General features: G+C 71.8%; 15 protein-coding genes and 4 tRNA genes. 4 read left to right on the forward strand and 15 right to left on the reverse strand.

Annotated elements, in window-relative coordinates; genetic code table 11:
- Positions 1-56: 56 nt before the first annotated feature.
- The 11 genes from ruvB to KYT88_RS09470 all read right to left on the reverse strand — a co-directional run bounded on the left by ruvB (position 57) and on the right by KYT88_RS09470 (position 7,927).
- Positions 57-1,136, reverse strand: coding sequence for a Holliday junction branch migration DNA helicase RuvB (gene ruvB, locus KYT88_RS09420; protein ID WP_043586550.1), 1,080 nt, complete (start codon positions 1,134-1,136; stop codon positions 57-59).
- Entirely contained in the window at positions 1,133-1,777 is a 645-nt protein-coding gene (gene ruvA / locus KYT88_RS09425) for a Holliday junction branch migration protein RuvA (protein ID WP_043586548.1), read from the reverse strand. Before ruvA ends, ruvB begins: the two co-directional genes overlap by 4 nt.
- 16 nt (positions 1,778-1,793) lie before the next feature.
- Positions 1,794-2,402, reverse strand: a complete 609-nt coding sequence (ruvC, locus tag KYT88_RS09430; protein WP_043586544.1) for a crossover junction endodeoxyribonuclease RuvC — start codon at positions 2,400-2,402, stop codon at positions 1,794-1,796.
- Positions 2,403-2,453: 51 nt separating this feature from the next.
- Positions 2,454-3,221 carry a YebC/PmpR family DNA-binding transcriptional regulator gene (locus KYT88_RS09435; protein ID WP_043586538.1) on the reverse strand — a complete coding sequence of 256 codons (768 nt, stop codon included), beginning with the start codon at positions 3,219-3,221 and terminating at the stop codon, positions 2,454-2,456.
- 76 nt (positions 3,222-3,297) lie between these two features.
- Positions 3,298-3,927, reverse strand: a complete 630-nt coding sequence (pdxT, locus tag KYT88_RS09440; protein WP_043586537.1) for a pyridoxal 5'-phosphate synthase glutaminase subunit PdxT — start codon at positions 3,925-3,927, stop codon at positions 3,298-3,300.
- Positions 3,917-4,819 carry a pyridoxal 5'-phosphate synthase lyase subunit PdxS gene (gene pdxS, locus KYT88_RS09445; RefSeq protein ID WP_043586535.1) on the reverse strand — a complete coding sequence of 301 codons (903 nt, stop codon included), beginning with the start codon at positions 4,817-4,819 and terminating at the stop codon, positions 3,917-3,919. The genes pdxT and pdxS overlap by 11 nt, the downstream gene beginning before the upstream one ends.
- 13 nt (positions 4,820-4,832) lie before the next feature.
- Positions 4,833-5,417, reverse strand: coding sequence for an HIT family protein (locus KYT88_RS09450; protein WP_051629362.1), 585 nt, complete (start codon positions 5,415-5,417; stop codon positions 4,833-4,835).
- Positions 5,418-5,419: 2 nt separating this feature from the next.
- Positions 5,420-7,474, reverse strand: a complete 2,055-nt coding sequence (gene thrS / locus KYT88_RS09455) for a threonine--tRNA ligase (RefSeq protein ID WP_051629361.1) — start codon at positions 7,472-7,474, stop codon at positions 5,420-5,422.
- Between the two features lie 157 nt (positions 7,475-7,631).
- Positions 7,632-7,706, reverse strand: a tRNA-Val gene (locus KYT88_RS09460).
- Between the two features lie 10 nt (positions 7,707-7,716).
- A tRNA-Cys gene (locus KYT88_RS09465) sits at positions 7,717-7,790 on the reverse strand.
- Between the two features lie 65 nt (positions 7,791-7,855).
- Positions 7,856-7,927, reverse strand: a tRNA-Gly gene (locus KYT88_RS09470).
- 279 nt (positions 7,928-8,206) lie between these two features.
- Between KYT88_RS09470 and KYT88_RS09475 the strand changes: the two genes are divergently transcribed.
- Positions 8,207-8,279: transfer RNA gene (locus KYT88_RS09475), tRNA-Val, on the forward strand.
- 32 nt (positions 8,280-8,311) lie between these two features.
- On the opposite strand, the gene KYT88_RS09480 is transcribed toward KYT88_RS09475, so the two are convergent.
- Positions 8,312-9,271: a sugar-binding transcriptional regulator gene (locus KYT88_RS09480; protein ID WP_043586532.1), complete on the reverse strand. Its 960-nt coding sequence runs from the start codon at positions 9,269-9,271 to the stop codon at positions 8,312-8,314.
- Positions 9,272-9,380: 109 nt separating this feature from the next.
- Here KYT88_RS09480 and KYT88_RS09485 point away from each other — a divergent pair, with 109 nt between their 5' ends.
- On the forward strand, positions 9,381-11,141 hold the full coding sequence (locus KYT88_RS09485) for a glycerol-3-phosphate dehydrogenase/oxidase (protein WP_043586530.1): 1,761 nt from the start codon (positions 9,381-9,383) through the stop codon (positions 11,139-11,141).
- A gap of 108 nt (positions 11,142-11,249) precedes the next feature.
- On the forward strand, positions 11,250-11,741 hold the full coding sequence (locus tag KYT88_RS09490) for a glutathione peroxidase (protein WP_043586528.1): 492 nt from the start codon (positions 11,250-11,252) through the stop codon (positions 11,739-11,741).
- 44 nt (positions 11,742-11,785) lie between these two features.
- Here the strand turns inward: KYT88_RS09490 and KYT88_RS09495 are convergent, their stop codons facing one another.
- Complete coding sequence (locus KYT88_RS09495; protein WP_043586527.1) at positions 11,786-12,301, reverse strand: mycothiol transferase; 516 nt, start codon at positions 12,299-12,301, stop codon at positions 11,786-11,788.
- A 91-nt stretch (positions 12,302-12,392) separates the two neighbouring features.
- Between KYT88_RS09495 and KYT88_RS09500 the strand changes: the two genes are divergently transcribed.
- Positions 12,393-12,809 carry a YchJ family protein gene (locus tag KYT88_RS09500; RefSeq protein WP_043586525.1) on the forward strand — a complete coding sequence of 139 codons (417 nt, stop codon included), beginning with the start codon at positions 12,393-12,395 and terminating at the stop codon, positions 12,807-12,809.
- A 33-nt stretch (positions 12,810-12,842) separates the two neighbouring features.
- Here the strand turns inward: KYT88_RS09500 and dhaM are convergent, their stop codons facing one another.
- Together dhaM and dhaL are read right to left on the reverse strand one after the other, a co-directional pair.
- On the reverse strand, positions 12,843-13,577 hold the full coding sequence (dhaM, locus tag KYT88_RS09505) for a dihydroxyacetone kinase phosphoryl donor subunit DhaM (protein WP_043586523.1): 735 nt from the start codon (positions 13,575-13,577) through the stop codon (positions 12,843-12,845).
- Entirely contained in the window at positions 13,574-14,230 is a 657-nt protein-coding gene (gene dhaL / locus KYT88_RS09510; protein ID WP_043586521.1) for a dihydroxyacetone kinase subunit DhaL, read from the reverse strand. The genes dhaM and dhaL overlap by 4 nt, the downstream gene beginning before the upstream one ends.
- Between the last annotated feature and the right edge of the window lie 2 nt (positions 14,231-14,232).

The raw sequence follows: 14,232 nt of genomic DNA on the forward strand, positions 1-14,232 counted from the left end.
GCTGGGAGGTGACGGACACGACGAACCGGCGACGTTCCGCGGGAGGCCAGCTTGAATCATAGTTCATCGCCGAAGAGGGCCCCGGCGGCACCTGGCGCACCCGATGCGCGGGCGGGAGCGCCCGGCGCCGCGGGGGCCTCGAGCCCGAAGTGCTCCCATGCGGCCGGCGTGGCGACGCGCCCGCGCGGCGTCCGCGTCACCAGGCCGATGCGGACGAGGAACGGCTCGACGACCGACTCGATCGTCTCCGCCTCCTCCCCCACCGACACGGCGAGGGTGTTGAGCCCGACGGGCCCGCCGCCGAAGCGCGTGAGGATGCCGCGCATGACGGCGCGGTCGAGCCGGTCGAGGCCGAGCGGATCCACGTCGTAGAGGTCGAGCGCCGCGCGCACGGATTCGAGGCCGGCCTCGGTCCCGTGCACGAGGGCGTAGTCGCGCACCCGGCGGAGCAGGCGGTTCGCGATGCGAGGGGTCCCTCGGCACCGGCCGGCGATCTCCGCGACCGCCTCGTGCTCGATCTCCAGGTGCAGCATGCGGGCGGCGCGCTCGATCACCTGCTCGAGCTCGTGCGTCTCGTAGAACTCGAGGTGGGCGGTGAAGCCGAAGCGGTCGCGGAGCGGACTCGGCAGCATGCCCGAGCGCGTCGTCGCGCCCACCAGCGTGAAGGGCGACAGCTCCAGCGGGATGGAGGTCGCGCCCGCGCCCTTGCCCACCATGATGTCGATGCGGTAGTCCTCCATGGCGAGGTACAGCATCTCCTCGGCGGAGCGCGCCATGCGGTGGATCTCGTCGACGAACAGGATCTCGCCCGGCACCAGCGCGGACAGCACGGCCGCGAGGTCGCCCGCGTGCTGGATGGCGGGGCCGCTGGTGAGCCGCAGGGGTCGACGGCTCTCCTCGGCCACGATCATGGCGAGCGTCGTCTTGCCGAGCCCGGGCGGTCCCGCGAGCAGGATGTGGTCGGGCGAGCGGTTCTGCATGGCCGCGGCGGTGAGCAGCAGCTCCAGCTGACCGCGCACCTTGACCTGCCCGACGAACTCGGAGAGCGACCGGGGGCGGAGCGCGCCCTCGAAGGCGAGCTCGGCGTCGGACTCCGGGACGGGGCTGGACGCGTCACCGTGCGCGAGCCCGCTCACCGGTCGGCCGCCTGACCGGTCGGGGCCGCGCCCGCGGGCTGCTGCGGCCCGAGCATGCCGAGCGCGACGCGCAGCAGGCGGGGCATGTCGGCGGGCAGCCCCTGATCCGCCGCCGCGGCGGCGGCGTCGTCGACCGCGGTGCGGGCCACGCGCTCCGACCAGCCGAGGCCGATGAGGGCCGTGACGACATCGGCCGTGACCGTCGAGGCGGCGGATCCCGTCGAGCGGCTGCGCGGCTGCGTGACGAACAGCTTCCCCGCCAGGTGCAGGACGATGAGCTTGGCGGTCTTCGGTCCGATGCCCGACACGCGGCGGAAGGCGGCGTCGTCCTCCGCGGCGACGGCCTGGGCCATGGCCTCCGGATCCAGGTGCTCGAGCACGGCGAGGGCCGACTTCGGGCCGACGCCCGTGACGCCGCAGAGCAGCTCGAAGGCGCGCAGCTCGTCGGGCCCCGGGAAGCCGAAGAGCGTGAGTGAGTCCTCGCGGACGACCAGCGAGGTGAGCACGGTGGCCTCGGATCCGTGCCGCAGCTCGATCGCGTGGCGCGGCGTCACCGAGACGCCGTAGCCCACCCCGTGCACCTCCAGCAGGAGGGTCTGACCGGAGACGGACAGCACGGTGCCGCGGAGGGAGGAGATCACGCCCCAACCCTACGAGCTAGCGCCGACCCCGCTGCGCACGCTCGGCCGCGAGCCACGCGGCCTGGGCCGTCGTCGGCCCGGCACCCGCAGCGGCGTCGGCGCCGCTCGCGCGCGGCGCCGGCGACGGGGTCCCCGCGATGCCGGCGCGCGACATCCCCGCGCGCCAGCCGGCGCAGATCGCGAGGGCGAGGGCGTCGGACGCGTCGGCGGGGGTCGGCAGCTCGTCGAGGCCGAGGATGCGCGCGACCATCGTCGCCACCTGCTTCTTGTCCGCCTGCCCGTACCCGGTGACGGCGGCCTTGACCTCGCTCGGCGTGTGCAGCGCGACGTCGAGCCCGCGCCGCGCCGCGCCCACGAGGGCGACGCCCGTGATCTGCGCGACACCCATCACGGTCGACAGGTTGTCCTGCGCGAAGACGCGCTCGATGGCGACGACGGACGGTCGGTGCCGGTCCACGAGCTCCTCGATGCCGTCGCCGACCGCGAGCAGCCGGTGGTGCAGCTCGGCCGTCGGGCTCGTGCGGACGACCTGCACGTCCACGAGCCGGGCCGAGCGGTCGGCGTAGACGTCGACCACGCCGACGCCGCAGCGCGTCAGTCCGGGGTCGATCCCGAGGATCCGCACGGACGGCCCGGAGCCGGCCGCGCCGCTCCCCCGCGCGCCGGCGATGGGGTCCTACTCCTCGTCGTCGTCGTCCAGCGCGGCCTGCACGTCGGCGGGCACGTCGCTGTTGACGTAGATGTTCTGCACGTCGTCCAGGTCCTCCATGGCGTCGACGAGCTTGTTGACCTTGCGGGCGGTCTCGAGGTCGACCTCGACCTTGACCTGCGGCACGAACTCCACGTCGGCGGAGTCGTAGTCGATGCCCGCGTCCTGCAGCGCCTGGCGCACGGCGACCATGTCGGACGGCTCGCAGCGGATCTCGAACACCTCGCCGTGGTCGGTCACGTCCTCGGCGCCCGCGTCGAGGACCGCCGCGAGCACGTCGTCCTCGGTCGGGGCATCGGCGTGCGGCACCGCGATGACGCCCTTGCGGTGGAAGTTGTAGGCGACGCTGCCCGGGTCGGCCATCGTGCCGCCGTTGCGGCTCATGGCCGTGCGGACCTCGGCGGCCGCGCGGTTCTTGTTGTCGGTGAGGCACTCGACGAGCATCGCGACGCCGTTGGCTGCGTAGCCCTCGTACATGATCGTCTGGTAGTCGACGACCTCGCCGAGCAGCCCCGCTCCGCGCTTCACCGCCCGGTCGATGTTGTCGTTCGGGACGCTGGTCTTCTTGGCCTTCTGCACCGCGTCCACGAGGGTCGGGTTGCCGGACATGTCGGCGCCGCCGATCTTCGCCGCGACCTCGATGTTCTTGATCAGCTTCGCGAACGACTTGGCGCGCCGCGAGTCGATGATCGCCTTCTTGTGCTTCGTGGTCGCCCACTTGGAATGTCCGGACACGGGTGGTTCTCCTTACGCGGCGTCTGCTCGCTGTCAATGATGGACCATCGGGGCACGCCGACTGCGACCCGAGGGGTCAGAGAGTGCGGCCCGCGTCCTCGACCATGTCGAGGAAGAGGCGGTGGAACCGGAGGTCGCCCGTGACCTCCGGGTGGAACGAGGTGCCGAGGAGCGCGCCCTGCCGCACGGCCACGACCCGGCCGTCGTCGAGCGAGGCGAGCGTCGACGCTGCCGGCCCGACCGACGCGACCACGGGTGCGCGGATGAAGACGGCGTGCACAGGCGGGCCACCCAGCGCGGGCACGTCGAGGTCGACCTCGAAGGACGCCGTCTGGGATCCGAACGCGTTCCGCCGCACCGAGACGTCGAGGCCGCCGATGCTGCGCTGGTCGTGGATCGCGTCGACGATCTCGTCGGCCAGCATGATGAGCCCGGCGCACGTCCCGTAGACGGGCAGGCCGTCTTCGATGGCTTCACGCAGCGGCCGCGCGATCCCGAACTGGCGCGACAGCTTGTCCATCACCGTCGACTCGCCGCCGGGGATCACGAGCCCGGAGAGGCCCGGGAGGTCCTTCGGCTGGCGCACGAGCCGCGTCCGGGCGCCGAAGCCCTCGAGGACGCGCACGTGCTCGCGGACGTCACCCTGCAGCGAGAGGACGCCCACGAGAGGGCCGTCGACGTGCGGAGCCGCGGTGCTACCAGCCACGCTCGGCGAGGCGGTGCGGGGCGGGGACGTCGGCGACGTTGATCCCGACCATCGCCTCGCCCAGGCCGCGCGACGCCTCGGCGATGGCGTCGGGGTCGTTGAACAGCGCGGTCGCGGTGACGACGGCCTTGGCCCGAGCCACCGGGTTGCCCGACTTGAAGATGCCGGATCCGACGAACACGCCGTCGGCGCCGAGCTGCATCATCATCGCGGCGTCGGCCGGGGTGGCGACGCCGCCCGCGGTGAAGAGGACGACGGGCAGCTGGCCCGTCCTCGCCACCTCGAGCACGAGGTCGTACGGCGCCTGCAGCTCCTTGGCGGCGACGTAGATCTCGTCGTGCGTGAGGGCGCTGAGCGCGCGGATCTCGGACTTGATGGTGCGGATGTGCTTGGTGGCCTCGGAGACGTCGCCCGTGCCCGCCTCGCCCTTGGAGCGGATCATTGCCGCGCCCTCGGTGATGCGGCGGAGCGCCTCGCCGAGCGTCGTGGCACCGCAGACGAAGGGGACGGTGAAGCCCCACTTGTCGATGTGGTTCACGTAGTCGGCCGGGCTCAGCACCTCGGACTCGTCGATGTAGTCGACCTCGAGGGACTGCAGGACCTGCGCCTCGACGAAGTGGCCGATGCGCGCCTTCGCCATCACGGGGATGGACACCTCGGCCTTGATCTGGTCGATGAGGTCGGGGTCGCTCATGCGGGCGACGCCGCCCTGCGAGCGGATGTCGGCCGGCACGCGCTCGAGCGCCATGACGGCGACCGCTCCCGCGTCCTCCGCGATGCGCGCCTGCTCGGCGTTGACGACGTCCATGATGACGCCGCCCTTGAGCATCTCCGCGAGTCCGCGCTTGACGCGGCTCGAGCCGACCTGTCCGGTGGTGTTGGTGTCAGTCATTGTGGTCCCTATCCTATTCGCCCGCGGGGGCGGGCCAGGCTGCGGCGATGGATGCGCGCACGTCGCCCAGCAGCTGCGGCAGCGCCTTGGTCTTCGCGATGATCGGCAGGAAGTTCGCGTCCTGCCCCCACCTCGGCACGATGTGCTGGTGCAGGTGCTCGGCGATGCCGGCGCCCGCCACCTGCCCCTGGTTCATGCCGATGTTGTAGCCGTCGTTCCGCGACACCTCGCGCACGACCCGCATGGCGGTCTGCGTGAGGGATCCGATCTCGGAGACCTCATCGGGGCTCGCGAGGTCGTAGGTCGCGATGTGACGATACGGGCAGACGAGCAGGTGGCCGCTGTTGTACGGGAAGAGATTGAGCAGCACGTAAGCGTGCTCGCCCCGCGCGACGATGAGCGCATCCTCGTCCGACATCGACGGCGCGATGCAGAACGGGCACTCGTCGCGATCCGGCTGCTGGCCCTTCTGGATGTAGACCATGCGGTGCGGGGTCCACAGGCGCTGGAACTCGTCCGGGACGCCCGCGAGGTGGCCGGGGTCGTCGACGCGCACCTCTCCACGCTCGTCGTCTCCCGCGGGCTCGTGGTCCGACATCGTCAGACGGGCCACGCGGTCACCACCTGCTCGCGTCGGGCGATCGCGCCCGTGATCCGCTCGACGGCCTCCGCCACGGGCACGCCGTTGACCTGCGTGCCGTCGCGGAAGCGGAAGCTCACGGATCCGGCCGCCCGGTCGTCCTCGCCCGCGATGAGCTGGTACGGCACGCGCGCCTTGGTGTGGGTGCGGATCTTCTTGGGCATGCGGTCATCCGAGGTGTCGAGCTGCGTGCGCACGCCCTCGGCGCGGAGCCGGTCGAGGACGCCGCCGAGGTACTCCTCGTAGTCCTCGGCCACCGGGATGCCGACGACCTGCACGGGCGACAGCCACACCGGGAACGCGCCCGCGTAGTGCTCGGTGAGCACGCCGAAGAAGCGCTCGATGGATCCGAACAGCGCACGGTGGATCATCACCGGCTGCTTCCGCGTGCCGTCGTTCGCCGTGTACTCGAGGCCGAAGCGCTCGGGCAGGTTGAAGTCGAGCTGGATCGTGGACATCTGCCACGTGCGCCCGATGGCGTCGCGCGCCTGGACGGAGATCTTGGGGCCGTAGAACGCGGCGCCCGCGGGATCCGGCACGAGCTCGAGGCCCGTGTCGACCGCGACCTGGCGGAGCGTCTCGGTGGCCTCCTCCCAGACCTCGTCGGATCCGACGAACTTCTCCGGGTCCTTCGTGGACAGCTCGAGGTAGAAGTCGTCGAGGCCGTAGTCGCGCAGGAGCGACAGCACGAACTCCAGCGTGCCCTTCAGCTCGTCCGCCATGCGCTCGCGGGTCGTGAAGATGTGGGCGTCGTCCTGCGTCATGCCGCGCACGCGGGTGAGGCCGTGGATGACCCCGGACTTCTCGTTGCGGTACACCGTGCCGAACTCGAACAGGCGCAGCGGCAGCTCGCGGTACGAGCGCTGGCGCGAGCGGTAGATCAGCACGTGCATCGGGCAGTTCATGGGCTTGAGGTAGTAGTCCGCGCCCTGGCGGGTGATCTCGCCCTCCGCGTTCCGCGCCTCGTCGAGGTGCATGGCGGGGAACATGCCGTCCTTGTAGAAGTCGAGGTGGCCGCTCGTCTCGAACAGGTTCGACTTCGTGATGTGCGGCGAGTACACGAACTCGTAGCCGCCGTCCTCGTGCCGACGACGCGAGTAGTCCTCCATCTCGCGGCGGATGATGCCGCCCTTCGGGTGGAAGACCGCGAGGCCCGAGCCGATCTCGTCGGGGAAGGAGAAGAGGTCGAGCTCCGCGCCGAGGCGGCGGTGGTCGCGCTTCAGCGCCTCCTCGATGCGGCCCTGGTACGCGCGCAGCTCGTCCTTGGTGGGCCACGCCGTGCCGTAGATGCGCTGCAGCTGCGGGTTCTTCTCGGATCCGCGCCAGTAGGCGGCGGCGACGCGCGAGAGCGCCCAGCCGTTGCCGACCATGCGCGTGCTCGGCAGGTGGGGGCCGCGGCACAGGTCGCGCCAGAAGACCTCGCCGGTCTTCCCGTCGACGTTCTCGTACACCGTGAGCTCCGCGCCGCCGACCTCGACCGACTCGCCGTCCTCGCCCAGCTCCTCGCTGGATCCGCCCTTGAGGCCGATCAGCTCGAGCTTGTAGGGCTCCGCGGCCATGAGCTCGCGGGCCTCCTCCTCGGAGACGACGCGGCGCGTGAAGCGCTGGCCCTGCCGGATGATGCGCTCCATGTTCTTGGAGATGGCCTTGAGGTCCTCGGGCGTGAAGGGCTCGGCGACGTCGAAGTCGAAGTAGAAGCCGTCGGTGACGGGCGGGCCGATGCCGAGCTTCGCCTCCGGGTTGATCTGCTGCACGGCCTGCGCCATGACGTGCGCCGCCGAGTGGCGGAGGATCGCGAGGCCGTCGGGCGAGTCGATCCGCACGGGCTCGACGACGTCGCCCGGGGCGACCTCCGCCGCGAGGTCCTTGAGCTCCCCGTCGATGCGCATGGCGACGACGGCGCGGTCGCTGAAGAGGGTGAACCCGGTGCCCGCCTCCGTCACCTCGACCGGCTGCCCGGTCGTCTCCGCGGGCGCGGCCTCGTCGTGGATGTCGGGCTGGGCGGCGTCTACCACTGAGGGCTCCTTGCGGGACGGGGAGGGAACCGATCCAGACTACCGGCGCGCGACGAGGCCCCATCGACGGCGGGGCGCCGCTCGCGTCGGCGGCGGGGCCGCACGGGCGTGGCCGTCGGGGGAAAGCAGAAGGCCCCGGTCTCCCGGGGCCTTCTGGTGGTGAGCGATACTGGGATCGAACCAGCGACCTCTTCCGTGTCAGGGAAGCGCGCTACCGCTGCGCCAATCGCTCATGCACTTGCTGGAGGTGGGGACGGGATTTGAACCCGCGTGGACGGCTTTGCAGGCCGCTGCCTCGCCTCTCGGCCACCCCACCCTGGGTGCTTCCACCACAGGTGGATCCCACCTTGTGAAAGGGACCCCCTTCGGGGCCCCTGTTCGAGCGGATGACGAGATTCGAACTCGCGACCCTCACCTTGGCAAGGTGATGCGCTACCACTGCGCCACATCCGCATTTCGCTCGCTGCTCCCGGCTTCCCGGCAACCCTGCGTGCTCGATGACTCTAGCCGATCTCCTGGCGCGGGTGCAAAACGACGGCCGCCCGAGCGCTGCAGTCGCGGCGCTCATCCACCGTTCTCCGCGTGTTCACGCGGATCCGGTGGACGCGGACCCGGAGACGACCCGGGCGTGTCGCGACGGCGGACCGCCGGGAGGGCGCCGCGGCCACCGCGTGACCGCGACCGCCCCCGCGGTATGGCATCATTGACCCGCACCGTCCGCGGTGCGAGCACGGGCGATTGGCGCAGTTGGTAGCGCGCTTCCTTCACACGGAAGAGGTCATCGGTTCGAGTCCGGTATCGCCCACCGAAGCAGTCCATCCGGCGGATCCCACCGCATCAGGTCAGCAGCGCGCGTGCCGTCCCCTCGTCCAGGACGATGTCCGTGACGAGCCCCGCCGCCAGCGCACCGCGCACGCTCCGCGCCTTGGATGCGCCGGCGACGACGCACACGCGCCGAGGCGCCTTGCGGATGGTCGCGAGGTCCGGGCCGCTCGCCCGCGCGTTGATCGCGATGTCGGCCGACGACCCGTCCTCCCGGAAGAAGACCGTGGAGACGTCGCCCACCACGCCGTCCGCGTCGAGCGCGCGCTGGTCGGACCGCTCGAGGTAGCCGCCCGAGTAGACGTGGCTGGGCACGAGCGCGACCGGCGATCCGACGCCGAACAGCACCATGTCCATCCGCTCCTGCAGCTCGAGAACGCGCTTCGTGCTCCGCTCGCGCCACAGCGCCTGCTTGGTGGCCGGGTCGTCGAAGAACGCCGGCACCGGGAACTGCTGCACCGTGGCGCCGTACGCCTGCCCGAACCGGCGGAGGATCTCGCTCGCGTACATGATCCCCGTGGTGCGCACGTTGCCGGCCCCGTTGAGCTGCACCACGAGGGTGTTGTGCGTCGGCTTCGGCACGAGGTAGCGGCTCACCGCGCTCACGGTCGAGCCCCACGCGACGCCGACGACCATGTTCGAGTCGACGTACTGGGTGAGCATCCGTGCAGCCGAGAGCGCCACCCGGTCGACGCGGTCGACGTCGCTCGTCTGGTCGGGCACCGGCACCACGTGCGCGACCACGCCGTAGCGCTCGTGCAGCTGCTCCCCCAGCACCGTGGCGAGGTCGAGCGGCGACCGGATCTGGATGTCCACGAGCCCCGTCTCCCGGGCGAAGGAGAGGAGCCGCGACACCGACGAGCGGCTCGTCCCGAGCTCGCGCGCGATGGCCTCCATCGTCAGGTCCTGCATGTAGTAGAGGTGCGCCGCGCGCAGGGCGTCCTGGGTGCGCTCGTGCGCGATGCCGTCGACCATGACGCGAGCCTTGCACATCCGTGCACGGGCTAGGTCGAATCCGTTCGCGGGCGGAGGATGGAGGGACAGCACGCGCACCATGCACGTCTCAACAGAGAGAAGCCTCCTCGTGACCACGTCGAAGAAGACCGACCTGCGGGACAACGTCGCCCGCATCCACGACCGCCCGAGCGCCAAGGTGCTCGTCATCGGCGGCGGCATCAACGGCATCGCGACGTTCCGCGACCTCGCGCTGCAGGGCGTCGACGTCGTGCTCGTCGAGCGCGCCGACTACGGCTCGGGCGCATCGGCGGCGAGCTCGCACATGATCCACGGCGGCATCCGCTACCTCGAGAACGGCGAGTTCCGCCTCGTCCGCGAGTCCGTCGAGGAGCGCAACGGCCTCATCCGCATCGCGCCGCACTACGTGAAGCCGCTGCAGACGACGATGCCGATCTTCTCCACCTTCTCCGGGATCCTCAACGCGCCGCTGCGCATGCTGACCCACAAGCAGCGCTCCACCAAGGAGCGCGGCGCCCTCCTCATCAGCGTCGGCATGACGCTCTACGACTCCTTCTCCCGGGACGGCGGCTCGGTCCCGCGCCACCGCTTCCGCATCGGCAAGGCGGCCCGCGAGGACATGCCCGCGCTGAACAAGGACGTCAAGTTCACCGGCACCTACTACGACGCCTCCGTCCACGAGCCCGAGCGCCTCGCGCTCGACGTGCTGAAGGACGGCCTCGCCGCCGGCGACCACGCCCGCAGCGCCAACTACCTAGAGGCCGTCGGCGTCGCCGACGGCGGCGTGAAGCTGCGCGACGTGATCTCGGGCACCGAGTTCGTCGTCACGGCCGACGTCGTGGTCAACGCGTCCGGCCCCTGGACCGACCTCACCAACGAGGCCATGGGCGGCGACACGAAGTTCATGGGCGGCACCAAGGGCTCGCACATCGTCGTCGACAACGCCGAGCTGCTCGAGGCGACCAAGGGCCGCGAGATCTTCTTCGAGAACAACGACGGCCGCATCGTCCTCATCTACCCGCTGAAGGGCCGCGTCCTCATCGGCACGACGGACATCGACGCCGACCCGAGCGAGCCGGCCGTCTGCACCGAGGAGGAGGTCGACTACTTCTTCGACCTCGTCAAGCACGTCTTCCCCCAGATCGAGCTGAACCGCGACCACATCGTGTACCGCTACTCGGGCATCCGCCCGCTGCCGCGCCACGAGGACACGGCGCCCGGCTTCGTGTCGCGCGACTACCGCATCGTCGAGACCGAGATCGCGGGCCTCGCCGACAGCAAGGTGCTGAGCCTCGTCGGCGGCAAGTGGACGACGTTCCGCGCGCTGTCCGCGCACCTGTCGACCGAGGCCACCACGCGGCTCGGCGTGGAGCGCTCGGTCGACACGACGGGCATGCCCATCGGCGGCGGCAAGGACTTCCCGTCCTCCAGCACCGCCCGCGCACGCTGGATCGCCACGCAGGCCGCTCGCGCCGAGGGCATCGGCACGGAGCAGGTCGACCGCCTGCTCAACCGCTACGGCACGCGCGCCACGAGCGTCATCGACGTCCTCTCCGGACAGCCGTCGACGCCGCTGGCGACCGACCCGCAGCTGACGCGCGCCGAGATCGCGTACTTCGCCACGCACGAGGACTCGGTGCACCTCGCCGACGTCGTCCTGCGTCGCACGAACCTCGCGTTCGTCGGCGGCGTGACGCACGAGATGCTCGCGGAGATCGCGGACGTCCTGCAGGAGGCCATCGGCTGGAGCGACGACGAGCGCGACGCGGAGATCCAGGACACCGTAGACACCCTGCTCACGTACCACGGCGTCGACGTGGGCGCGACGAAGGTCGCCGCCGACGCGACCGTCACGGAGTTCGCGAACTAGCAGCGCGTGCAGCGGGAATGCCCGCATGCGAGAGGCCGGTAGCCGTGAGGCGACCGGCCTCTCGCCGTATCGGGAGGCGCTGTCAGGGGACGGGGCTACGTTCGGGCCATGACGAATCCCCGGCTCGACCCGATCCCGCTCACCACCCTCCAGGGCGAGGCCACCACGTTCGGCGCGTACGCCGACAAGGTCGTGCTCGTCGTCAACGTCGCCTCGCGCTGCGGCCTCGCGCCGCAGTACGAGAAGCTCGAGCAGCTGCAGCGCACCTACGGCGAGCGGGGCTTCACCGTCATCGGCTTCCCGAGCAACCAGTTCCTCCAGGAGCTCGGATCCGCGGAGGCCATCGACGAGTACTGCTCCACCACCTGGGGCGTCACCTTCCCGATGATGGAGAAGGTCAAGGTCAACGGCCGGTCCGCCCACCCCGTCTACGCGGAGCTGACGAAGACGCCCGACGCGGACGGGAAGGCCGGCCGCGTGAAGTGGAACTTCGAGAAGTTCGTCGTCACGCCGTCGGGCGCCGTGCACCGCTTCCGCCCCACGGTCGAGCCGGACGCACCCGAGATCGTGTCGCTGATCGAGGCCGAGCTGCCCGCCTGAGCCCGATTCCCTCGGATCCGTGCTCGTCCCGGTGTCCCTCGCCGTCAGCGGCGACGGGCGAGGAGGCCCGCGAGGTAGGACGCCTGCCCGGCGTGCTGCAGGTCGTCGGAGAGCACGCTGACGAGGCGGGCGCCAAGCGTCACGGGCGGGATCCAGTCCTCGTCCACCACGCGGGCGAGCTCGGTGTCATCGAGTCCCGCGAGGTAGGCGAGGGTGACGGACTGCACGGCGTCGAGGTAGCCGAGCAGCAGCTCGGGGGTGACGCCGGCGAGCGCCGCGACGTCCTCGGGCGACTGGCCGTATCCGGTCGCCGACTCCTCGAACGGGAGGGCGAAGCGCTCCGCCCATCCCCCGGTCGACCACGTCTGATCGCGGCCGGCGACGTCGGCGACCTGGGCGTCCTGCACGCGGGCGAGGTGCCAGACGAGCCAGCCGATGGAGTTGGCCTCGGGATCAGGGCGGAAGGCGAGGTCGTCGGCGTCGAGGCCGTCGACGGCGTCGCGCACGATCTCCGCGATGCGCCCGTAGGCGTCCACGAGCAGGTCTGTGGCGGGGGTCATGGTGCGCTCCTCTCGTCGTCGATCGAGCGGGTACGCGGGGGCGGCCGCTCCCCCATCCTGCTCCGGGTCGCCGGCGTGGCAGGCTCGGAGGATGACGCGCCTCTCCCCCGACGCCCCGTGGTCGACGCCGGACGACGACGCCTGGTGCCCGTGCACGAGCGGCGATGCCTACGGCGCGTGCTGCGGCCCGCTGCACCGGGGCGACACGGCGGCGCCGACCGCCGAGCGGCTGATGCGCTCCCGCTTCGCCGCCTACGCCCGCGGAGATGCGGCGTACCTCGCCCGCAGCTGGCACCCGTCCTCGCGCCCCGATGAGATCGACCTCGACCCGTCCGTCCGCTGGTTCCGGCTCACCATCCACCGCACGTCGCAGGGCGGCCCCGGGGACGCGACGGGCGTCGTCGACTTCGAGGCGGCGTTCCGGCACGACGGGGAGCGCGGCAGCCAACGCGAGGCGAGCCGCTTCGTCCGGGACGCGGGATCCTGGGTCTACCTCGACGCCCTCTGACGCCCGCGCGGCCTAGCCGACCGAGACCGGCCGTCAGGCCTCCCCGAACCCCGACTCGATCAGCTCGACCAACGCGGTCACGGCCTCCTCCGCGTCCTCGCCCGTCGCCTCGATCACGACGTGCGCGCCGCGGGTCAGGCCGAGGGCCATGACGCCGAGCAGCGACGCGGCGTTCTGGCCGTTGACGGTGACGGCTGCGGAGTAGGCGGACGCCCGCGTGACGAAGTCGGCGGCCGGCCGAGCGTGCAGGCCGTCGCGGTTGATCAGGGTCGCCTCCCCGCGTACGGTCCCCGATGCGCCGGCCGGCGCGGGCTCGGTGCCGTCGGCGCGCGGATCCGGCGCGAGGCCGGCATCGGCGTCATCCATGGCGTCGGCCCCGGCGGCCGAGGAAGCGGCCGCGGCCACCTCCTCCAGGGTGCCGCCCGTCTCGGCTGCGACCGCGGCCGCGACCGCGCCCTCCACGAGCGGGGCCCGCACCACGAGGACGCGGGAGGCGGCGTCCTCGTCGAGCAGGTCGACGGCCGTCTCGGCCGTGAGGTACGCGGATCCGAGGTCCGCGAGGACGACGACCCCGTCGCCGCCCTCCGCCGCCGCGAGCGCCGCGGAGACCACGTCGAAGCTCGTGCCGATGCCCGCGTCGTCCCGCGTGCCGTCGCCGGATCCGCCGGCGGGGACGAGCGCGACGGTCGGCGCCATCTGGCGCGCGAGGTCGACGAGCCCGTGCGCGATGAGGGCGCTGTGGGAGACGAGGACGATGCCGACGCTCATGATGCCGCCCCCTGCGCAGCGCGTGCGGTGACGGCCGCCGCGCGCAGGATGAGCGCGGACGACTGCGCCCCCGGATCGCGGTGGCCGATGGCGCGGTCGCCCAGGTAGGACGCGCGCCCCTTGCGCGCCACGAGAGGTTCCGTCGCCTCCGCACCGCGCGCGGCGGCGTCGGCGGCGGCCTCGAGGGCATCGACCGGGGAGGATCCCTCGACGTCGGCGGCGGCGCGCGCGGCCTCGGCAGCGGGACCCCACGCGTCCACCATCGTCTTGTCACCCCGCTCGGCCTTGCCGCGGAGGACGATGCCGCCCACCGCCGCCTCGAGGAGGTCGGCGATCGCGGGGGCGTCGAGGTCCGGCCGGCCGGCGACGGCCGCGGAGGCCTTGAGGTACGCCGTCCCGAGCAGCGGGCCGGAGGCGCCGCCGACGGTGGAGATCAGCGTGGTGGCGACCGTCTTCAGCGCGTCAGCCGGCGACGCGTCGGGCGCGAGGCCCGCCAGCTTCCCCGTGACGGCCCCGAAGCCGCGGTCGAGGTTCTCGCCGTGGTCGCCGTCGCCGATCTCGCGGTCGAGGGTGATGAGCTCACCGCGCTGGTCGGCGATGACGCGCGCCGCCTCCGCGATCCAGGCGACGACCCACTCGGTCCCGAGTGCCATGA

This window comes from Clavibacter sp. A6099, from assembly GCF_021919125.1.
In the GTDB taxonomy this organism is placed as follows: domain Bacteria; phylum Actinomycetota; class Actinomycetes; order Actinomycetales; family Microbacteriaceae; genus Clavibacter; species Clavibacter seminis.